The organism is Chitinophaga filiformis (assembly GCF_021646545.1).
GTDB lineage: Bacteria > Bacteroidota > Bacteroidia > Chitinophagales > Chitinophagaceae > Chitinophaga > Chitinophaga filiformis_A.
The window spans coordinates 88,906-109,084 of the sequence record NZ_JAKIRP010000021.1 but is presented as its reverse complement, the minus strand read 5'-3'; the positions used below and the strand labels follow the sequence as shown (position 1 = coordinate 109,084).

The window sequence follows — 20,179 nt, the reverse complement described above, 5'->3', positions numbered from 1 at the left end:
TTGTAACAGAATCATCTATTCAATTGCATGCCGGTTCCGATGATCAGGGACCGGCATGCTTATTGTAAATTACAAGAGGATTAATATATATTTGCTGCCGTAAACCCCTAAGGGACGGTTCGTGAATGCATAAAGAGGATGTTCTGAATATCTTATTGTTCCCCTTGGACAACATTATTGTTTATTAAGCGACTGAATTTCAATTTTAATATATTATCTACTGTATGCCGAAGCGTGCCAAAAAGAGCATTTATTTATTTTCTTTCAATGTTGTCATATTCTTTTCAATGGCGTACATGTTGTCAGGAAACAGGAGGGATGTGCCATGGTTTAAGCAGAATGTTTTCCAACAGCTGGTTGATACAGGAGGCATAGGGGCAACAAATGGATATTCGCTGGCGGGCAATAAAGTTTTCGCTTCCCGTAACAATACCGATACTTTACCTGATACGATCAGTTTTTCTATAGTGGGAGATATGATGGTAGGTTCTTCCTATCCTTCCGCTTTTTTTCTGCCGCCGGCAGAAGAAGGGAATATTCTCCAACACGCGATGCCGCTTTTACAGCAGACAGACCTGCGTATCGGCAACCTGGAAAGCGCAGTCTCCGATAGTGCTAAAGTGTACAAGAACTGTGGCCCCAATCCCAGCCAGTGCTTCGCGTTCCGCACGCCCTATAAGTGTGCCATTTGGTACAAGGAGGCCGGTTTTGAATACCTGAACATGGCCAATAACCACTCTTTCGATTTTGGTATGGCGGGAGTGAAACATACCCTGGCATTCCTGGATAGTAACAATATTAAGACGAGTGGTGTGCCGCAGCGCCGTTTTGATACCCTGACCGTCAGGAATACCAGGATAGGTTTCGTATCCTTCGCTCCTCACAGCAATTGCCTGGACATGAACGACGACTCCCTCGTAAGGGCAACTATTGCTGAGGTACGTCCCCTCTGCCAGCTGCTGGTGGTATTCTTCCATGGTGGCGCGGAAGGCTCAGCCCGCATGCACACGCCTAAAGGCAGGGAGTTCTTCTACGGACAGAACAGGGGAGATGTAAGACATTTTTCACATATGTGTATTCAGGAGGGAGCAGACCTCGTAATCGGCTCCGGTCCCCATGTGGTAAGGGGTATGGAGACATACAAAGGAAAATTAATTGCTTACAGCTTAGGAAATTTTGCAACTTATCATCAATTCAATTTAAAATATCCCAATAATATTGCACCTTTGCTGCAGGTAAAAATCACCAGTGAGGGAAACCTGGTGGAGCATAAAGTGTTTTCTTTCCTGCAAGAGGGGGAAGGCATACCTAAACCGGATACAACATTGAGAGCTTTCAAAATGATCCGTACCTTATCTGTTGAGGACTTCAAATACTCGGAGGTGGAGGCGGGGACATTTGATTAAAACCTTGTTACTGTGAAGAAGTTATTGCCGATAATCATATCCATTGCCAGCATCGCCACAGCAGGCGCACAAGTAAAGAAGAAACCAGTTAAACACGTACCAGTAAAGAAACATACTGCCTATCATAAAAAAGCAACCGTCCGCAAGCCTGTTGCTCATAAGAAAGTGGTGACGCCACCGCCGCTGCCTGATAGTTTATATTTTCCTAATTCCGACATCACCCTCAATACATACGATACTTCCGGTCTTAAAACCAATATCAAGCAGCTGCTTGCTGTCCTGGAGGCCGAGTTGGGCAAACCATATATCCGCGGCGCTATCGGGCCTTTCGCCTTTGATTGCAGTGGATTGATGAAGTTCGGGTTCTCCGTTATCGGTATGACCCTGCCCCGTACTGCGGCCGATATGAGCTCACTGGGTAATATCATTACCCCCTCCGACTGGAGTCCCGGCGATCTGCTGTTCTTTGCCGGCAGAAGAAGCACCAAATCCAAAGTGAAAAGGATCGCACATGTAGGCTGTGTCTATAAAGTAGACAACGGTAAGGTGCTGATGATCCATTCCAGCAACCAGGGGGTGAATATTGTCGATATCACCAACAGCGAGTATTACAAGAAACGCTTTATCGCCGCCCGCAGAGTGATCCAGGTAGATTCTACCAACATGGTCGTACCACCGGCGCAGGAGGGTAATTCGAGCGATTATTAAGCTGTAATCACATTCTCTTAAAAATATCAATATCCCGCAATAAACACAGGTGAGATCTCGCGTACCTGTGGTAGTCTGATATTGGATATATCTGATGCTGATCTGGCACAGGGAAAAAGGCCGTTTCATTTTTTCTTTCGTCCGGAGGGCGATGGCTGGAAAAATATTTTACCAAAAGACGCGCTACCCGGCTGCCGGATGTGCAGATGACATGCTGTTTTTCCTTATTTTTAGTCACGGCCAATAAAAGGTCGTGAACCAAAAACAATCATATGGATGCACAGCAACTGGACATGAACCGGAACGAAGATGCGATGCGCAGATCTCTCAGCGCGCTAAAACAACGCCTCTCCGTCATAGAACAGGGAGGAGGCAAAAAGAACCTCGAAAAAGTCCGCCAGAAAGGCAAATTAACCCCGCGTGAACGTATTGCCTACCTTCTGGACAAAGACACTCCATTTAACGAAATAGGCGCCTTTGCGGCCTATGAAATGTACCCCGAACATGGCGGTTGTCCTGCAGCCGGCACCGTAGGTGGCATCGGTTATATCAGCGGCCGTCAGTGTATGATCGTGGCAAATGATATGACGGTAAAAGCAGGCGCCTGGTTTCCTATGACGGGAAAGAAGAACCTGCGCCTCCAGGAGATCGCGATGGAAAACAGGTTGCCGGTCATTTACCTGGTAGACAGTGCCGGCGTATACCTGCCTATGCAGGATGAAATATTCCCCGACAAAGAGCATTTCGGCCGTATTTTCCGCAACAATGCACGCATGAGCGCTATGGGCATCACCCAGATCGCCGCTGTAATGGGCAGCTGTGTGGCCGGCGGCGCTTATCTGCCTATTATGAGCGATGAAGTGCTGATGGTGGAAGGCAATGGCTCTATTTTCCTGGCAGGCCCTTACCTGGTGAAGGCGGCTATCGGAGAGACCGTTGATGCCGAAACCCTTGGAGGCGCCGTGACCCATACCGAGATCTCCGGTATTGCCGACTACAAATTTGATACGGATGAGGAATGCCTGGATCATATCAAAAAGATCGTCAGTAAGATAGGCGAACCTGCCAGTGCAGGCTTCAACCGTGCTACTCCAGCGCTGCCAGAGAAGGACCCGGCAGAATTATACAGTATGATCCCTGAAGACAGTACCCGTCCGTATGATATGCTGGAGATCATCCACCGGCTGGTAGACCGCTCGGAGTTTGACCAGTATAAGGAAGATTACGGCAAGACGATCCTCTGCGGCTATGCCCGTATTGATGGCTGGGCAGTGGGCATCGTGGCCAACCAGCGTAAGATGGTCAAAAGTAAAAAGGGGGAAATGCAGATGGGAGGCGTGATCTATAACGACAGCGCTGATAAAGCCGCCCGTTTTATCATGAACTGTAACCAGAAGAAGATACCGCTGGTGTTCCTGCAGGATGTGACCGGTTTTATGGTAGGCAGTCGCAGCGAACATGCCGGCATCATTAAAGACGGGGCCAAACTGGTGAATGCAGTAGCTAATTCCGTTGTGCCCAAATTCACTGTAATAGTGGGCAATTCCTATGGCGCGGGCAACTACGCCATGTGTGGTAAGGCTTACGATCCCAGGTTCATATTTGCATGGCCTAACGCTAAGATCGCGGTAATGGGCGGCGAGCAGGCCGCAAAGACCCTGTTGCAGATACAGGTGGCTTCCCTGAAGGCGAAAGGTGAGGAGATCACCCCGGAACAGGAGAAAAGCCTGCTCAACGAGATCACAGCACGCTATAACAGCCAGACCACTCCTTATTATGCAGCGGCACGTATGTGGGTAGATGAGATCATAGATCCGCTGGATACACGTAACATACTTTCCGAAAGCATTGCAGCGGCCAATAATGCACCTGTGGAAGATACGTTCAGCTTAGGCGTTTTCCAGGTGTAAAAGCATAGCGCTTAATCCTTATCTTTGCCCGCTATGTCGGAAGTTATTATTTACACGGACGGTTCCTCCCGTGGTAACCCTGGCCCTGGTGGCTACGGCGTTATCCTGATGTGGAACAGCGTCCGCAAGGAATTATCACAAGGATACCGTCTCACCACCAACAACAGGATGGAGCTCATGGCCGTGATCGTGGCCCTGGAAGCCCTGAAAAAAGATGGACTGCAGGTGAAGATCTTCACAGACAGCCAGTATGTGGTCAACAGTATTGAGAAAGGCTGGTTATGGAGCTGGGTGAAGACCGGTTTTAAAGACAAGAAGAACAAGGATCTCTGGCAACGTTTCATTCCTGCTTTCAAGAAACATCAGGTGAAGTTTCAATGGGTAAAAGGACACTCTACAAATCCCATGAACAACCGTTGTGATGAACTGGCCACGCAGGCCGCAGATAGTGGTAACTGGCTGGAAGATGTTGGTTTTGAAGGATAGTGTTATCTGATCATAAACGTTTATAGATATTGAAGGGCTGTTCGCTATTGCGAATGGCCCTTTTTGCGTTTCTCTTTAACATTTATTTAATGATTTGTCGAAATTAGTCCACCAATAACAAAATTCTGTGCAACCACTGAAAGCATATCGCTGCTTACTTTTAGGGTATTAAATCAATGCCTTAAACGACTAAGTTATGACACACTGGAAGATTGATGAATCACACAGCGAAATTGGATTCAAAGTAAAGCACCTGATGATCACTAACGTGAGTGGCTATTTTACACAGTTCACCGGAAGTATAGAGACCGACAGCGAGGATTTCCACGATGCAAGCATTACTTTTGAAGCAGCTACAGACAGTATCAGCACCCTGAATAAACAAAGGGATGAGCATTTAAGAGGCAGCGATTTCTTCGACACAGCGCATCATCCGAAGATCACTTTCGTATCTAAAAAGATCAAAAAGATTACTGAGGAAGATTATAAGGTGGTGGGAGACCTTACCATCAAAGGGCATACACATGCAATTGAACTGGAGGTAGTGCGTAATGGTGTTGTGACAGATCCTTATGGCCAGGAGAAAGAAGGCTTTTCCATCAAGGGACGCCTGCACCGCGCTGATTATGGTCTACGCTGGAATGCAGCTACAGAAGCAGGCAGTATTGTGTTGAGTGATGAGGTGAAACTGCATATGGAGATCCAGCTGGTAAAGGTGACTGAACCTGTATTGGTTGCAGTGGCGCAGTAATACCAGGAACAGCTAAATAGAATTTTCTCTGATAAAAGATATGATAGAAATAGGAATAGACAGTTTTGCAGCCCGGTTTACCGACAACGCGGCGGCAGCATTGAGTGACAAGGACGCGATGTTCCAGTTGCTGGAAAGAATGGAACACGCGGACAAGTCGGGCCTGGATGTATTTGGTATTGGTGAGCATCACCGGAAAGGCTTCCTGGACGCAGCGCCTACACATATACTGGCGGCGGCCGCTTCCCGTACAAAGCGGATAAAGCTGGCCAGCGCAGTGACGGTATTAAGCGCAATAGACCCGGTCAGGGCATTTCAGAACTTCGCTACATTGGACTTAATTTCCGGTGGCCGTGCGGAAATGGTGGTAGGCAGAGGCTCATTTACAGATGCTTTCCCCTTGTTCGGTTACAACCTGGATGATTATGATGATCTCTTCGCGGAGAAACTGGAACTCTTACTGGAAATAAGAGACAATGAATATGTGACCTGGTCAGGTAAATTCAGGCCTGCATTAAAGAACCAGCCGGTTTACCCAAGACCAATACAGGAACAATTGCCGATCTGGCTGGGCGTGGGAGGAACACCGCAATCGTTCGTACGTGCAGGAGCACTGGGATTACCATTGATGGTAGCGATCATCGGCGGGGAAACACACCGTTTCCGTCCGCTAATAGATCTCTATCGGGAAGCAGGACGAAGGGCAGGACACGCGCCTGAAAAGCTGACTGTAGGTCTGCACTCCCTGGGATATCTGGCTGAGACGACTGAACAGGCAATAGAAGATTTCTATCCAGGCTATGCTGCCAGCATGACGAAAGTGGGAAAGGAACGTGGCTGGCCTCCGATGACGAAAGAACGTTTTATGAGCCAGATGGGTCCCACAGGCGCCTTGCTGGTAGGCGGAGTGGAAGAGATCGCGGAAAAGGTATTGCGTCATGCCAATGCGCTGGGAGGCATATCCAGGCTTACTTTTCAGATGGACTCTGCGGAAGTATCGCATGAGAAATTGATGAATGCTATTGAGTTGATAGGAAAGAAGCTGAAGTCATTGGTAAATGCCAAATAATAAATGATTCCTGGTTCATCAGATTTAGGGAAAGTATTAGTATATTAGTTGAAATACCCTGAACCTGATGAAACCAGGAAAATTCCTTGATTATGTTATCCCGTTAATCCTTTTGGTGGTACAGCTTTACACGTTGTATCTGATTAACACAACGAATTATGTAGTGAATAACGACAGTAAATTCTACATCGGTATCGGCGCTGTGCTGTCAAGCATAGTTATAATGCGCTTTAATCCCCGGATAGGGAAACTGATTACACTGGCCGTATTGGTGGCCGGGCTTTTCGGTTGGATTGTCTTCACATCTACGCGCACGGTTTTCTCAACAAATATCTTTTTCGGAATAGAATACCGGCTTGAATTCCTCTCGCTTGGGCTATTGCTCCTGTTTACGATCCTCAATTTCAGGTCACTTAAGCGATATTTGAAGTGGTTGCTGCAGGAAGAATCCAACTCCACTCCTTAATCCGCTTTTAAATACTTCACCGGATTTGTCAGCGCTATTTTCAGCGCCTGATAGCTTACCGTCAGTACTGCCACCACCAACGCAAATACACCTGCCAGTACAAACATCCAGCCACTGATCGGAATGCGGTAAGCAAAATTATTGAGCCATTTATCCATGGCCCACCAGGCTATAGGGCAGGACAAAAGAATAGCGATGAATACCAGTTTTACAAAATCCCTCGAAAGCAATAATGCGATATAGGAAGACGACGCACCCAGTACTTTCCTTATGCTCACTTCTTTGATGCGCAATTGTGCGGCATAAGCCGATAATCCGAACAGGCCCATACAGGATATAAATATTGCAAAGGCCGCGAAGGCTTTGAATATAGTGCTCATCTGATTCTCAGATGCATAGAGCCGGTTAAGTTTATCGTCAATGAAGGTATACGTGAATGTACCGGTTGGTGTCAGCGTCTTTATTTTCTTCTCCATGAAAGCAAGGGCGGGCTGTATACGTCCGGGCCTTATTTTCAACAGCAGATAATTGGCGCGATAAGGGTCATATTTGATCACCAGCGGATCTACAGGCGTATGCAGGGATGCGAAGTTGAAATTCTTCACTACACCTACCACAGTGCCGGTATCGCCATCGAGCACGAAACGCTCACCGATGGGCGATGTCAGGTGATAAGCCTTCACTGCTGATTCATTGATGATATACTCTTTGTGCTTTACTGCCGGCATCTGGTTGAGAAAGTTCCTGCCTTCCAGCAAAGGGATCTGCAGCGTCGGTAGAAGCCGTTCGTCCGACCACATGATGCGGCTGTTGTCAAATTCCTGTTTGGGATCTGAAGACAAAGGCATGAAAGGCTGTGAACTGAACCGGTCGCCGGGAAGTGTGGAAACTATAGAGAAATCGGCTATATCAGGGCTTTGATTAATGTCATTGATCAGTGAACCGAAGCGTTGCCACATAGGTCCGTAGATAGTGACAGCCGCAAGTTGAGTGCGGTCGAACCCAAGGTCCTTGTCATGGAAAAATCTGATCTGCCGGTAGATCACGATCGTACTGATGATCATAAACACGGATACTACAAACTGAAAAATCACCAGTCCTTTCCTGATCGCATTCACAGAAGATCCCGGCGTACCCTTGCCTTTCAGTGCTGTAACAGGATGGAAGCGCGCCACACTCCACGCAGGATAGCTTCCGGCCAGCAAACCGATAAAGATGATCAGTAATGCAATGATGCCGAGATTCGAAAAGGTGAAAAGTTCACCGGCGTAAAGTGAGCGGGATGCTATTACGTTGTAGAAAGGGATCGCTGCTTTGAACAGGATCAAAGCCAATACACTGGCGGCCAGCGAGGTTATTAACGATTCTGCCAGGATCTGTATGATCACCTGTTGCCGTGTAGCGCCTACTACTTTGCGCATACCTATTTCCTTCATCCTGCCGAAGGCTTGCGCGGTATAGAGGTTGATAAAATTGACTGCAGCTATGAGTAGTATGAATAAGGCTGCCAGGGAAAAGATCCTGACATAGGTAATGTCACTGTTAGGCGCCATTTCCTTCTCCAGCTTGGAGTGGAGGTGGATGTCGGTGATGGGTTGCAGACCGATCTCCCTGTCTGCCAATATCTCTTCACGTGTTTCACCCGTTGGCAGAAAAAATTTTACGGTAAGATCATTGAGGCGCGATCTTACCTTTTCAAAGGAAGCGGCTTTGTCCAGCACTACATAGGTGTAAAAGCCATTCCAGGTCCTGTTAGCCAGCGACTGATCGTTCTGATGATGGCGAATGGTAGCCATCGACAGCAGGTAATCAAACTGCAGGTGGGATGGGTAAGTATGCTCGCGGATGACGCCTGTTACCTTTAAGGGAGCGTTGTTCACATCATCGCGCAGTACTTTGCCAACAGGATCGGTGTCGCCGAAGTACCGCTGTGCCATTTTCTCTGTAATAACAATGTTATCAGGCCCCTGCAGTGCCGTAGCCTTATCTCCGGCCACAAAATCCAGGTCAAATACGTCCGTTACAGTTGGATCGGCGAAGAAGCCGTTTTTCTCCTCAAACTTGTTTATAACGCCATTGGGAGCAGTGTAACTGAACACCTGGAGCGGGTAGGGCCGGTGAAAGCGTACGATATTAACCACTTCAGGAAATTCTTCCTGCAGGGCAGGACCGGTAGGAAAAGAGGTGGCAGCCCAGTGACGGGCGCCTTCTCCCTTACCCTGTAAGGTGACACGGAAGATGCGGTCGGCTTTGGAGTACCCCTCGTCATAACTCAGTTCCTGTTTTACATGAAATATGATGAGCAGGGCGCAGGCCATTCCCAGTGCGAGACCGGCTATGTTGATGGTGGTGAAGATCTTATTCTTCCACAGGTTGCGTAAGGCTATTTTAAGATAACTCTTTAACATACAATGATGAAATATACTAAGTATCATCCAAGTAAGTGCCGGATTGTTAATGCGTTAATAATCAGTAAAGTATTTATAGGGGTAAGGACCAAAATGTCCGTTTTTAATACAATATCTGTCCACTTTTAAAAAAGTTCGCCGTAGTTCGGTAGTTTTGTGACGGATTTCAACCTATAGATGAACATGAAACATTTATCGATCGTTAGCCTGGCCCTGCTTTTCAGCCTGGTGAGTTTTGGACAGGAAACCTGGACATTAAAGAGTAACAAAGATGGCATCGCCATCTATACCAAGACTATAGAAAACTCTAATTACAAGGGCATCAGGGTAAAGTGTTCTTTACCAGCTACTTTGTCCCAGTTTGTAGCGGTGATTATGGATGTGAATACGGCCACTGAATGGCTGTACAGCACTAAATCGAGCACTTTACTGAAACAGGTATCTCCCGCTGAGGTTTACTACTATTCCGAAGTTGGACTGCCCTGGCCGCTAAGTAACAGGGATTTCGTTTGTCATCTGACGGCGAAGCAGGACCCACGTACCAAAATAGTGACTATTGACGGTCCTGTAGTACCGGACTATATGCCGGAGAAAAGCGGTATTGTACGTGTAACACGTTCTTCCGGAAAATGGATCATTGCGCCCGGAGAGAACAATACAGTGAATATTGAGTATACATTGGAGGCTGATCCTGGTGGAAGCATTCCTGCCTGGCTGGTGAACCTGTTTGCCACCAAAGGCCCGATGGAGTCTTTCAGGAAACTGAAAACCCAGATCAACAAACCGCAGTACAAGAAAGTGCAGTATGCCTTTATAAAGAACTGACGGTTACCTGATTAAAATTTCTTCCCTGCAACTTTCCCTACATAAGTGCCCTGCATTTGTCGGCCAGCTACGGTGATGTCGAAATCTATTGTGAAGGTTTCTCCGTTATTGCTGACATTCATAGTGCCTGCTGTTACACCCGTAATCTCAAATCCATTACCATATATGCCGCTGGGCGTATACTTTACTACCGCATTGGAAAAATGCTTTCTTTTATCGTAAGCAGCGTCATTACGATCCAGGTACGTATACTTATGAGAGAAATAAAGGCTGTCAACGAAGATCTGTACAGCGTTTTGAATATATGTGGGAGCTTGCGGAACATTGGTGAGTACTAATCCGTCATTACCTGTCCAGTAAGTATAGTCGGACAGGTAAGATTTCCCTTCTATCGTAAATTCCCCGCCTGTTGGTCTGACTTCATTTTCCTTTTCCACTTGCCCGTCTTTTCTGCATGCGCTGGCAAAAGTGCTTGCCGCAAGCAGGAACAATGCGAGTTTTTTCATTGATCTATGGTTTGCTATATTGTTGTTGTGGTAACAGGCTGATGCAGACCTGTTTGCGTTTGCAAATATACATATTAATTTATTATTTATATCCCTGGGGTTTCACCCCGCGCTACAAACACTGGACTCCTGACGGAGTCCTATTGTGTTTTGTTGATGGCGATGGTTGCCGCGGGGCGTTGGTCGCCGGGGTTCCGTGGGGCGTGGCTTTCCCGTGGTTTTCGGGGGACGCGGTTTCCCGGGGTTTCCCGGCGGGACGCGGTTTCCCGTGGTTTCCCCGTGGTTTCACCCCGCGCTACAAACACTGGACTCCTGACGGAGTCCTATTGTGTTTTGTTGATGGCGATGGTTGTGGGGGGGCGCCGGGTGGGCCTGGTTTCCCGTGGTTTTCCCGGGGCAGTGGTTCCTCGCGGTTGACGGGGTTTCACCCCGCGTTATAAACAATAGGCCCGCCGCGGCGAGCCTATTGTTTATAGAATGATGTTCCGTTCCGCGGTTGCATCTCTACTGAGATTACACCTGGGATCTCTCCTTACATATTGTTGTAGATATTCTGCATATCACGTGTCAGCTGATCATAGATCGGTCTGGTGAACTGCAGGAACAATTCCTGCGGAGGAGGTGGAGCTACGTCTTCTCCAACCATCAGCGCCTTGTCCTCATCGCTCAGCGCACGTTCGTCACCTTTAAAATACCCGTATTGATTCAGCCAGGTGTAGCTGCCCGGGAGTCTGTCGGTACGGATGATATTGTTAGTCGCCACATCGATCAGCTGATAGTCCAGCAGGCCTTTGGATACAACGGTCGCCTTTACAACGTACACTTTGGCTTTTACGGTGCCATAGCGATTGATAGTAGCTTTACCAGTGCTGTCTTTTACAGTTGCCACGACGATCTGTTTGGACACTTCTCTTTCTGAGCGGTCTACGTAGGTTTGTCCTACTACGAAATCGTTGAAACTCATTTCCAGGAACTGGTCGGGTTGTATTTTATTGTTCCGGGCGATGCGCTCGTCCGTAAATTTCACAAACCGGTTGATGTTCCGCTGTTGCAGGTTACGGATCAGTACATCCCGGAACTGGTCGGCGCTGAACTGATAGTAGGGAGAGCGCACGTCTACGTGTCTCACTACCACATTCACAAGGCCTCTCTGGTAAGATTCGTCCATGAGCTGCGCCGAATTGCGGTAGTTAGGGATCAGGTTCAGGGCGGCCTGGAATTCATCAAAGGCTTGTCTGGCGGCGGCTTTATCGCCCTGTTCAAGCAGGGAGACGCCTCTGTCATACCTTACCTGGGCCGCATTTTCCTGGGCGCCGGTAATGGCATTCCGATAATCTTTCGGTTTTACAATGGCCAGGGCTGCAGGAGAGGCATGGATGCCATCGTACAGACGCTGGAGCGCACGGTATTCCGAGCGGATGTATTCCCATTTCAAAGGGTCGTTGGAGACCATGTAGCCATTGACTTTATCTTCGTGGGAACGTTGGGCCTGTGAATAGGCCTGAGGAAGTAGTTGTAGTGAGACAGTGTGTTCAGGTCTTTTCTGTAATTTTTTTACGAACGACATTACCGCTTCATCGTAGCGGCCTTTGTTGTAGAGTTTTTCACCCGATTTACAGGACAGGATCAATAGGATAGGGGCTATGAGCCACCAGAAACGGTTTTGCATATGCTCGAATATAAATTTTCTTATTTCAGGAACCTTCTGATCTCCCTGTCCGTTTCACGCTGTTTAATGCTTTCACGTTTATCATGCAGCTTTTTACCTTTACCGAGGCCGATCTCGATCTTTGCGAGGCTTTTGTCGGTAATAAAAATGCGAAGCGGGATAATGCTATAGCCGCGTTCTTTTATCTTATTCTCAAGTTTCCGCAGTTCCCGCTTGGTCAGCAGTAACTTGCGTTCACGCAGGGGATCATGATTAGCATAAGTGCCGTGTGAATACTCGGCGATATGCAGGCTTTTAACAAACAATTCTCCTTTTGAGAAATAGCAGAATGAATCGTTGAAGCTTACCCTGCTTCCACGGATGGACTTGATCTCTGTGCCTGTCAACACCATGCCGGCAATATACTTATCCTCTATTGCGTACTCGAAATATGCCGATCTGTTCTTGAGTTCTGCTGCCATCTTCTTATTAGTTAGGAGCTAAAAATTAGGAATTAAAAATTGAAATCCGGAAGCGCTGCCCCAATTCCAATCCTTAATTCCTAATTTCCTGATTTCTTCAGTTTTGGTGCTTAGTGTTTAAATAATTCCAATAACACTGCCAGACGTTGTTTCATCTCCTTACGGTCGATGATCAGGTCCAGGAAGCCATGTTCCAGCAGGAATTCTGCACTCTGGAAACCTTCAGGCAGGTCTTTTTTAATTGTTTCCTTGATAACACGCGGACCGGCAAAACCGATCAGTGCTTTAGGCTCTGCAACATTCAGGTCGCCCAGCATTGCGAAAGACGCCGTCACACCACCGGTGGTAGGGTCTGTCATCAGGGAAATATAAGGCAGCTTTGCTTCTGCCAGCTGTGTCAGTTTTGCGGACGTTTTTGCCATCTGCATCAGGGAAAAAGCGCTTTCCATCATACGGGCGCCTCCTGATTTGGAGATGATCATCAACGGCATTTTGTTTGCGATACAATGATCGATAGAACGGGCGATTTTTTCACCTACTACGGAACCCATGGATCCACCAATGAAGGCGAAGTCCATACAGGCGATCACCAGGTCGTTACCCTGTACCTTACCTGCACCTACCCGCATCGCATCTTTCAGTCCTGACTTCTTCTGTGCATCTACCAGTCTCGCACCATAAGGCTTGAGGTCTTTAAATCCGAGAAAGTCTTTCGGATAGATGTTTTCAAAAAGCTCTTCGAACTGATTATTGTCAAATAGTATTTCGAAATACTCAGCCGAATTAATGCGATTGTGGTAATTACACTTGTCGCATACATAATAGTGCTCCTTCAGATCCTTTACTGTAGAGGTTTTTTTGCAGTTAGGACATTTGTGCCACAACCCATCCGGCGCCTCTTTCTTTTCACTTGTAGACGTTTGAATGCCTTGTTTAATGCGCTTAAACCAGCTTGACATATTGTGCTATTAGGTTACAAAATAGTTGTGCAAGATACAAATTATATTAACTTCCAAAGTATTCTACCCCGAGATTTATACTTAAAGTACCTGGCAACCAATAATTTGATTGGAAAGATATATATATAAGTGCTATAATAAAAGTGTATTTACAAAAAAATCCTCAGGAATGACTTCCTGAGGATCGATAAATTGTACCGCTTCGCGGATTATGCGTTCCTGTTCAGACAGTTCAGGTCAGCAAAGGCTTCTTCCAGACGTTTAACGAAAGTTTCTTCGCCTTTACGCAGCCATACGCGTGGGTCATAGTATTTTTTATTTGGTTTATCTGCACCTTCAGGGTTACCCAGCTGGCCCTGCAGATAATCTCTCTTCGCTTCGTAGAAGTCATGTACACCTTCCCAGAATGCCCACTGCATGTCGGTATCGATGTTCATTTTGATCACACCGTAACCCAGTGCTTCGTTGATCTGGTGTTTAGGTGAACCGGAACCACCATGGAATACATAGTATACCGGTTTAGGAGCAGTACCGTGTTTCTTCTGGATGAATTCCTGGCTGTTGTGCAGGATCACAGGACGCAGTTCCACGTTACCTGGAGAGTATACACCGTGTACGTTACCGAATGCAGCAGCTACAGTGAAACGGCTACCTACTTTAGACAGTGTTTCGTAAGCGTAAGCTACTTCTTCAGGTTGTGTATACAGTTTGTGGTTTTCAACGCCGGAGTTGTCCACGCCATCTTCTTCACCACCAGTTACGCCCAGTTCGATCTCGATGGACATACCCAGCTTGTTCATTCTCTCGAAATATTTCAGGGAAGTTTCTATATTCTCGTGCAGTGGCTCTTCGGAGAGGTCCAGCATGTGGGAGCTGTACAGTGGCTGACCAGTCTGTTTCATGAACGCTTCACCAGCATCCAGCAGACCGTCGATCCATGGCAGCCATTTTTTAGCAGCGTGGTCGGTGTGCAGTACTACAGGAACGCCATAGTATTTTGCCACCTCGTGTACGTGTTTTGCACCGGAAATACCACCGGCTATATTTGCCTGCAGTTTGTCGTTCGGCATTCCTTTACCCGCAAAGAACTGCGCGCCACCATTGGAAAACTGAATAATTACAGGTGAATTTACTTTGGCAGCGGTTTCCAGTACTGCGTTTACGGAATTGGTACCTACTACGTTAACAGCAGGCATTGCCCATGCGTTATTCTTGGCATCATTGTACAGCGCATCCAGCTCTTCGCCGAATAACACGCCAGCTCTGTATTTTCCCATAGCTTTCGGATTGTTTTACATTTAAGGAACGCAAATATAAGTACTAAAGATTAACTATTATAGTAGATTTCTGATTTAGAATTGTATGAATCACAAAAAATCTGGTGATTTTTATATGAATTCGTCATTTTTTGAGGCAAATTCTTATTGCTGGTCATTGATTTGGCCCTTATAATTCGATATTGTGCGATGCATCCTACGCTCTCTTCCGGTTGTCTGAGGTTGTTCTCCTTGTATCGCCTGTCAGGATACCCTATGAGGCAATTCTTCCAGCTTTTGCCTGAATTCATGTAAATACACAGCCGCTTTCTCCAGCCGGCTGCCATACCAGGAAAACATTTCTCCGTCCACCAGTTCAATACGAACGCCTGGCAGTACATCCTGCAACTCTCTGATATGTTTCTCTTTGAATGGGTAAGGCTCGGAAGAAAGCAATATCAGCTGGCAATTGCTTTTCAGTTGGTCAAGGTCAATGGTCGGGTAACGTGCCGTCCCGGCAAAAACATTCTCCAGCCGGCAATACGCCAACATGGTATGGATGAAAGTATCGCCGCCCGCTACCATCCACGGTTCCCGCCAGATGAAATAAGCGGTGTGCAATGGTGGCCGGGCCTGCAATGTTGTGGCCAGTTGTCTGAAACTGAGGTCGATATTGCCGGCTATTTCAGCAGCGCGTTCTATTTTACCGGTGATGTTACCGATGCTCCTGATCATATCCAGCGCATCTTCCAGGCATTGGATATCACTGACCCATACCGGTACGTGCTGCATCAGGAATTGCACCTGTTCAGCAGTATTTTCCTCCTTATTGGCAATCACCAGGTCGGGCTGTAAGGCCAGGATTTCTTCCAGGTGCAGTTGTTTAGTGCCGCCTATGCGTGTCTTATGCCGGAACCATGCCTCCGGATGAATGCAGAATTTTGTAATGCCGATCACCTCTTCATCCAGTCCGAGGTCGTACAGTAATTCTGTTTGCGAGGGAACCAGTGAGATGATCCGGCGGGGCGGGTAAGCGATGCTCACTTCCCGTCCCAGCTGGTCATTGTAAGTATTTGTTGCCGGCATCAGCTGCCTGTTGTTTTTAGTAGTTTATCAACTTCCAAGGGCCTGAATGATGTCGTATTTCGTCACAATATGCGGTTTGCCGCCATCATCTTTGGTAATCACTGCTCCGTTCTCCTTGTTGATGTAAACGCTCAGTTTCTCTATCGGCGTATCCATGCTCACTTCCGGGAAAGCAGCCTGCATCACCTGTTTGATCTGGGCGTCTTTCAGGTTCACATCGTCGATCAGGCGATTGAAAAGTCCTCCTTCGGAAATAGCCCCAACGATCTGGTTATTATGCAGTACCGGCAGGTGTTCAATGTCGTACTTCTTCATCTTCACAATGGCCTCACTCACTTTCTCCTCCTGGTCAATCGTTACCAGCGGCTGATTACGGCGGCCATTCACTACATCCTTCACAGTCTTCACATCCAGGAAGCCACGCTCCATCATCCACTGGTCATTGTAGACCTTCCCTACATAACGGCTGCCATGGTCATGGAAAACAACTACTACCAGGTCAGTCGGTTTCAACCTGCTTTTCAGCTGCATTAAGCCCGATATGGCCGATCCTGCAGAGTAGCCTACAAAAATGCCTTCCTCCTTGGAAATGCGGCGGGCCATTACAGCACCATCCTTATCGGTCACTTTTTCAAAATGATCGATCACGCCCATATCGTAGTTCTGCGGAATGAAGTCTTCGCCAATACCTTCCGTGATGTAAGGATAAACCTCGGTCATGTCCAGTTCGCCGGTTTCATGGTATTTCTTCAGCAGGGAGCCGTAACTATCTATTGCCCATACCTGGATGTTCGGATTCTTTTCTTTCAGGAACTTACCAGCGCCGGTAATGGTACCTCCGGTGCCGGTGGCCACCACCAGGTGCGTGATCTTTCCGTCCGTCTGTTCCCAGATCTCCGGGCCGGTCTGCTCATAGTGAGCGTCCCTGTTGGCCAGGTTGTCGTACTGGTTCACGTAGAACGCATTCGGGATCTCCTTCGCCAGCCTGCGAGCTACTGAATAATAGGAACGGGGATCTTCGGGTTCTACATTCGTAGGGCAAACGATCACTTCTGCGCCTACCGCTTTCAGTATATCTACTTTTTCCTTGGATTGCTTATCTGTGGTAGTAAAGATGCATTTATATCCTTTGATCACTGCGGCCAGTGCCAGGCCCATACCGGTATTACCGGATGTTCCTTCAATGATGGTGCCGCCGGGCTTCAGCAGGCCCTGTTTCTCTGCCTCTTCGACCATTTTTACGGCCATACGGTCCTTGATAGAGTTGCCGGGGTTAAAAAATTCAACTTTTGCCAGTACCGGACATGGAAGGCCGGCGGTAACGCGGTGTAATTTAACGAGGGGGGTGTTTCCGATTGTTTCGAGTATGTTGTTGCAAAATTTCATATGAATCTTGTTGGACTCTGGCGAAAGTAAGGAATTTCCGGTTGTCACGTTGTCCTGGCTGATACCGCCGCGCTACAAACACAGCCCACCTACGGAGGGCTATTGCCGCGGATGATTCCCGTATTGGTAATATGCGTTTACCATGGCGTTGATATGCCTTTGATATGCCTTTGATGTGGACTTATAACAATTCCCTGTGCTGTTTCCTCATGCTTTCAAACCTTCCGTTATTACCGACCTATTTCGGTTCAATCCCGTATTGAATACGCTTTGATCCCTATATCTCCATATCCTTATAAGCTCATCTGGATATCACTTCACCGTCATATGTATATCCCTTCGATATAGAGATGTAGGTAAAGTGATATAGAAATGACGGTAAAGCGATATGGAAATGATGGTGAAGTGATATGAACGGTACAGGTTTCAAACAATACCAGAGCGGATCCTGAACCGCAACAATAGCTAACGGTTTCTTAACAGGAATTGATTATCAAAGTAATTCCTATTATACTATCTTTGCATGTCATGAGTGAACGGATTTTTATAACCGGGATAGGTACCGGGGTCGGGAAAACAGTCACTTCGGCCTGTGTAGTGGAAGCACTGCAGGCAGATTACTGGAAACCCGTACAAACAGGATTAACAGAAGGGACAGACACAGATACGGTAAAAAGTTTAATATCAAATCCGGTGTCGGTATGTCACCGGGAAGCCTACTGTCTGGAAGCGCCAGCCTCGCCACACCTGGCCGCCAGACTGGAAAATGTGAGCATTAACGTAAAGGAGATACTTGCGCTGGCAAACAGTATTCAGCCATCCAACCGGCCGCTGGTCATAGAAGGGGCCGGCGGACTAATGGTTCCGCTGACGGAACAGGTCTTCACCATCGATTTCATAGAGCAACTGGAGGCAAAGGTCATTATTGTAGCCCAGAATTACCTGGGTAGCATCAACCATGCGCTATTGACCGCACAGGTACTGAAACAACGCGGTATCCCTGTACTGGGCTGGATTTTTAGCGGAGAATACCACAGTAATGAAACCGAGGTGGTAGGGTGGAGCGGCTATCCGCTGCTGGGAAGGATACCTCACACTGCACTGGTTGACAGGGCTTTTGTGAAGGAACAGGCAGAAAAGCTATCTTTGTGGTAATACAGATCCACTTGTTAACAAAAAAGGATATACGAAAGCAATACCTGGAAAAACGTTTGAATCTTCCGGATGATGTGATTGCCACCCTGAACAGGGAGTTACTGGACCAATGCCGGCGGCTGGACTTCAGCGCTTACAGAATGGCACACATTTTTCTTCCTATCACTGAAAAGAAAGAAGCAGACACATACGCACTGGTGCACTGGGCCCGGGAGGCTTATCCTAAACTGCAGTGGGCGCTGTCCAGGTCAGACATGCGCAATGCAACGATGGAGCACTTCCTGTGGAAAGAGGAAACCGTGTTGGTCAGGAACGACTATGGCATACCGGAGCCTGCCGGTGGAATACCTTTGATGTCTGCCGAGATGGACCTGGTTTTTGTACCTATGCTCGCATTTGACAAAAGCGGACAGCGGGTGGGATACGGGAAGGGGATGTATGACCGTTTCCTGAAGGAATGCCTGCCAACGGCGACCACTATCGGACTGTCATTGTTTGAACCGGTAGACGCTATCGCAGATGTGAACGAGAACGATGTTCCCCTGCAGATGGTCATCACGCCACAAACAATTTATGATTTCAAAAAAAGCTAAGAATGCTGAAACACCTGAAAATCTTATTATACCCTTTTTCACTGTTGTACGGCCTCGTGATGTGGGTCCGCAACCGTTTCTATGATACCAATGTACTGACTGCCGTAGAGTTTGACCTGCCCGTTGTTGCTGTAGGCAACCTTTCCGTGGGAGGTACCGGCAAAACCCCGCATGTAGAACATCTTATCAGGATATTAAAGGATAAATACCGTATAGCCACACTCAGCCGGGGATACAACCGGCGTAGCAGCGGCTACCTGCTGGCAGATGCTGCCAGCACAGCGGCGCAACTGGGCGATGAACCGATGCAGTTCCATCGTAAATTCCCGGATATAGAGGTCTGCGTAGGTGAAGAACGCATGCTGGCCATACCCCAGCTGCTGGGAGAACGCCCGGAAACAGAAGTGATTCTGCTGGACGACGCCTTCCAGCACCGTTCTGTGAAACCGGGCATGAACATCCTGATCACCGAATACAGCCGCCGCTTTACCAAAGATCATGTAGTGCCTTTCGGTCGTCTGCGCGAAGGCCGCAAAGGCTATGAGAGGGCCAATTGTATCATTGTGTCCAAATGTCCGCCGCAACTGTCGGCAACAGAAAAAGCCGCCATCAGGCAGGAAATCAAGCCCCTGCCACATCAGCAACTGTTCTTTACTTCTCTGAAATATGGCGAGCTATACGACATGTTCAGCGGCAGCCCGGTTACCGCGCCTGCAGATACCACGGTTCTCCTCGTCTGTGGTATTGCCCGTCCGGAACCGCTTTTACAACAACTGAAGGAAAGCTATAAAAACGTGTTCCTCCTGCCTTTTCCGGATCATTATTACTATTCCGTCCCTGATCTGGAGAAAATAAACAGGGAACTCAGCAACCTTCCCGGCAACCGCAAACTGGTGGTAACTACGGAAAAGGACGCGGTAAGACTACAACTGCTCGAAGACCGCCTGCGTCCCATGAACATACCCATCGCCGTTATGCCGGTTGAAATATCTTTCCTCAATGGGGAAGGAGAATCATTTAATAATTATATTTTTACTTACGTGGATCAGTTTGGAAGTAACCATGATTAAACGTTACGA

At 47.6% G+C, this 20,179-nt stretch carries 19 protein-coding genes; 11 read left to right on the top strand and 8 right to left on the bottom strand.

Features of this window, described 5'->3' with window-relative positions; genetic code table 11:
- Positions 1-224: 224 nt before the first annotated feature.
- The 7 genes from L3C95_RS32215 (at position 225) to L3C95_RS32185 (ending at position 6,796) form a co-directional block, all read left to right on the top strand.
- Entirely contained in the window at positions 225-1,406 is a 1,182-nt protein-coding gene (locus tag L3C95_RS32215; RefSeq protein ID WP_236394838.1) for a CapA family protein, read from the top strand.
- 12 nt (positions 1,407-1,418) lie between these two features.
- Positions 1,419-2,114 (top strand): C40 family peptidase, encoded by a 696-nt coding sequence (locus L3C95_RS35170; protein WP_236394836.1) that lies wholly within the window; start codon positions 1,419-1,421, stop codon positions 2,112-2,114.
- Between the two features lie 272 nt (positions 2,115-2,386).
- Complete coding sequence (locus L3C95_RS32205; protein WP_236394834.1) at positions 2,387-4,024, top strand: acyl-CoA carboxylase subunit beta; 1,638 nt, start codon at positions 2,387-2,389, stop codon at positions 4,022-4,024.
- A 33-nt stretch (positions 4,025-4,057) separates the two neighbouring features.
- Complete coding sequence (gene rnhA, locus L3C95_RS32200; RefSeq protein WP_236394832.1) at positions 4,058-4,510, top strand: ribonuclease HI; 453 nt, start codon at positions 4,058-4,060, stop codon at positions 4,508-4,510.
- 196 nt (positions 4,511-4,706) lie between these two features.
- Complete coding sequence (locus tag L3C95_RS32195) at positions 4,707-5,261, top strand: YceI family protein (RefSeq protein ID WP_236394830.1); 555 nt, start codon at positions 4,707-4,709, stop codon at positions 5,259-5,261.
- A 40-nt stretch (positions 5,262-5,301) separates the two neighbouring features.
- Complete coding sequence (locus L3C95_RS32190; RefSeq protein ID WP_236394828.1) at positions 5,302-6,330, top strand: LLM class flavin-dependent oxidoreductase; 1,029 nt, start codon at positions 5,302-5,304, stop codon at positions 6,328-6,330.
- A gap of 67 nt (positions 6,331-6,397) precedes the next feature.
- A complete protein-coding gene (locus L3C95_RS32185; RefSeq protein ID WP_236394826.1) occupies positions 6,398-6,796 on the top strand; it encodes a hypothetical protein in 399 nt (132 codons plus the stop codon).
- Here the strand turns inward: L3C95_RS32185 and L3C95_RS32180 are convergent.
- A complete protein-coding gene (locus tag L3C95_RS32180) occupies positions 6,793-9,204 on the bottom strand; it encodes an ABC transporter permease (protein WP_236394824.1) in 2,412 nt (803 codons plus the stop codon). The two genes, L3C95_RS32185 and L3C95_RS32180, sit on opposite strands and share 4 nt — an antisense overlap.
- Before the next feature lie 183 nt (positions 9,205-9,387).
- Between L3C95_RS32180 and L3C95_RS32175 the strand changes: the two genes are divergently transcribed.
- Complete coding sequence (locus tag L3C95_RS32175; protein WP_236394822.1) at positions 9,388-10,029, top strand: START domain-containing protein; 642 nt, start codon at positions 9,388-9,390, stop codon at positions 10,027-10,029.
- 11 nt (positions 10,030-10,040) lie between these two features.
- Here L3C95_RS32175 and L3C95_RS32170 read toward each other — a convergent pair whose 3' ends face one another.
- The 7 genes from L3C95_RS32170 to L3C95_RS32140 form a co-directional block, all read right to left on the bottom strand.
- A complete protein-coding gene (locus tag L3C95_RS32170) occupies positions 10,041-10,535 on the bottom strand; it encodes a hypothetical protein (protein ID WP_236394820.1) in 495 nt (164 codons plus the stop codon).
- Positions 10,536-11,067: 532 nt separating this feature from the next.
- A complete protein-coding gene (locus tag L3C95_RS32165; protein ID WP_236394818.1) occupies positions 11,068-12,204 on the bottom strand; it encodes a hypothetical protein in 1,137 nt (378 codons plus the stop codon).
- 20 nt (positions 12,205-12,224) lie between these two features.
- On the bottom strand, positions 12,225-12,665 hold the full coding sequence (gene smpB, locus L3C95_RS32160; RefSeq protein ID WP_236394816.1) for an SsrA-binding protein SmpB: 441 nt from the start codon (positions 12,663-12,665) through the stop codon (positions 12,225-12,227).
- A gap of 110 nt (positions 12,666-12,775) precedes the next feature.
- Positions 12,776-13,624 carry an acetyl-CoA carboxylase, carboxyltransferase subunit beta gene (accD, locus tag L3C95_RS32155; RefSeq protein ID WP_236394815.1) on the bottom strand — a complete coding sequence of 283 codons (849 nt, stop codon included), beginning with the start codon at positions 13,622-13,624 and terminating at the stop codon, positions 12,776-12,778.
- 209 nt (positions 13,625-13,833) lie between these two features.
- Complete coding sequence (gene fbaA, locus L3C95_RS32150; protein ID WP_236394813.1) at positions 13,834-14,901, bottom strand: class II fructose-bisphosphate aldolase; 1,068 nt, start codon at positions 14,899-14,901, stop codon at positions 13,834-13,836.
- Between the two features lie 243 nt (positions 14,902-15,144).
- Positions 15,145-15,966 (bottom strand): helical backbone metal receptor, encoded by an 822-nt coding sequence (locus tag L3C95_RS32145; protein ID WP_236394811.1) that lies wholly within the window; start codon positions 15,964-15,966, stop codon positions 15,145-15,147.
- A 27-nt stretch (positions 15,967-15,993) separates the two neighbouring features.
- Complete coding sequence (locus L3C95_RS32140; RefSeq protein WP_236394810.1) at positions 15,994-17,352, bottom strand: pyridoxal-phosphate dependent enzyme; 1,359 nt, start codon at positions 17,350-17,352, stop codon at positions 15,994-15,996.
- Positions 17,353-17,880: 528 nt separating this feature from the next.
- On the opposite strand from L3C95_RS32140, the gene bioD reads away from it, so the two are divergent.
- The 3 genes from bioD to lpxK are packed head-to-tail and all read left to right on the top strand — an operon-like array spanning position 17,881 to position 20,170.
- Entirely contained in the window at positions 17,881-18,507 is a 627-nt protein-coding gene (gene bioD, locus L3C95_RS32135; RefSeq protein ID WP_236394808.1) for a dethiobiotin synthase, read from the top strand.
- Between the two features lie 11 nt (positions 18,508-18,518).
- Positions 18,519-19,100 (top strand): 5-formyltetrahydrofolate cyclo-ligase, encoded by a 582-nt coding sequence (locus tag L3C95_RS32130; protein ID WP_236394806.1) that lies wholly within the window; start codon positions 18,519-18,521, stop codon positions 19,098-19,100.
- A gap of 2 nt (positions 19,101-19,102) precedes the next feature.
- On the top strand, positions 19,103-20,170 hold the full coding sequence (gene lpxK / locus L3C95_RS32125) for a tetraacyldisaccharide 4'-kinase (protein ID WP_236394804.1): 1,068 nt from the start codon (positions 19,103-19,105) through the stop codon (positions 20,168-20,170).
- The last annotated feature ends 9 nt before the right edge of the window (positions 20,171-20,179 follow it).

Bases quoted from the DNA above. Each gene is read 5' to 3' on its own strand.
- L3C95_RS32215 (WP_236394838.1), top strand. From the start codon at position 225: ATGCCGAAGCGTGCCAAAAAGAGCATTTATTTATTTTCTTTCAATGTT.
- L3C95_RS32205 (WP_236394834.1), top strand. From the start codon at position 2,387: ATGGATGCACAGCAACTGGACATGAACCGGAACGAAGATGCGATGCGC.
- rnhA (WP_236394832.1), top strand. From the start codon at position 4,058: ATGTCGGAAGTTATTATTTACACGGACGGTTCCTCCCGTGGTAACCCT.
- L3C95_RS32195 (WP_236394830.1), top strand. From the start codon at position 4,707: ATGACACACTGGAAGATTGATGAATCACACAGCGAAATTGGATTCAAA.
- L3C95_RS32190 (WP_236394828.1), top strand. From the start codon at position 5,302: ATGATAGAAATAGGAATAGACAGTTTTGCAGCCCGGTTTACCGACAAC.
- L3C95_RS32185 (WP_236394826.1), top strand. From the start codon at position 6,398: ATGAAACCAGGAAAATTCCTTGATTATGTTATCCCGTTAATCCTTTTG.
- L3C95_RS32180 (WP_236394824.1), bottom strand. From the start codon at position 9,204: ATGTTAAAGAGTTATCTTAAAATAGCCTTACGCAACCTGTGGAAGAAT.
- L3C95_RS32175 (WP_236394822.1), top strand. From the start codon at position 9,388: ATGAAACATTTATCGATCGTTAGCCTGGCCCTGCTTTTCAGCCTGGTG.
- L3C95_RS32170 (WP_236394820.1), bottom strand. From the start codon at position 10,535: ATGAAAAAACTCGCATTGTTCCTGCTTGCGGCAAGCACTTTTGCCAGC.
- L3C95_RS32165 (WP_236394818.1), bottom strand. From the start codon at position 12,204: ATGCAAAACCGTTTCTGGTGGCTCATAGCCCCTATCCTATTGATCCTG.
- smpB (WP_236394816.1), bottom strand. From the start codon at position 12,665: ATGGCAGCAGAACTCAAGAACAGATCGGCATATTTCGAGTACGCAATA.
- accD (WP_236394815.1), bottom strand. From the start codon at position 13,624: ATGTCAAGCTGGTTTAAGCGCATTAAACAAGGCATTCAAACGTCTACA.
- fbaA (WP_236394813.1), bottom strand. From the start codon at position 14,901: ATGGGAAAATACAGAGCTGGCGTGTTATTCGGCGAAGAGCTGGATGCG.
- L3C95_RS32145 (WP_236394811.1), bottom strand. From the start codon at position 15,966: ATGCCGGCAACAAATACTTACAATGACCAGCTGGGACGGGAAGTGAGC.
- L3C95_RS32140 (WP_236394810.1), bottom strand. From the start codon at position 17,352: ATGAAATTTTGCAACAACATACTCGAAACAATCGGAAACACCCCCCTC.
- bioD (WP_236394808.1), top strand. From the start codon at position 17,881: ATGAGTGAACGGATTTTTATAACCGGGATAGGTACCGGGGTCGGGAAA.
- lpxK (WP_236394804.1), top strand. From the start codon at position 19,103: ATGCTGAAACACCTGAAAATCTTATTATACCCTTTTTCACTGTTGTAC.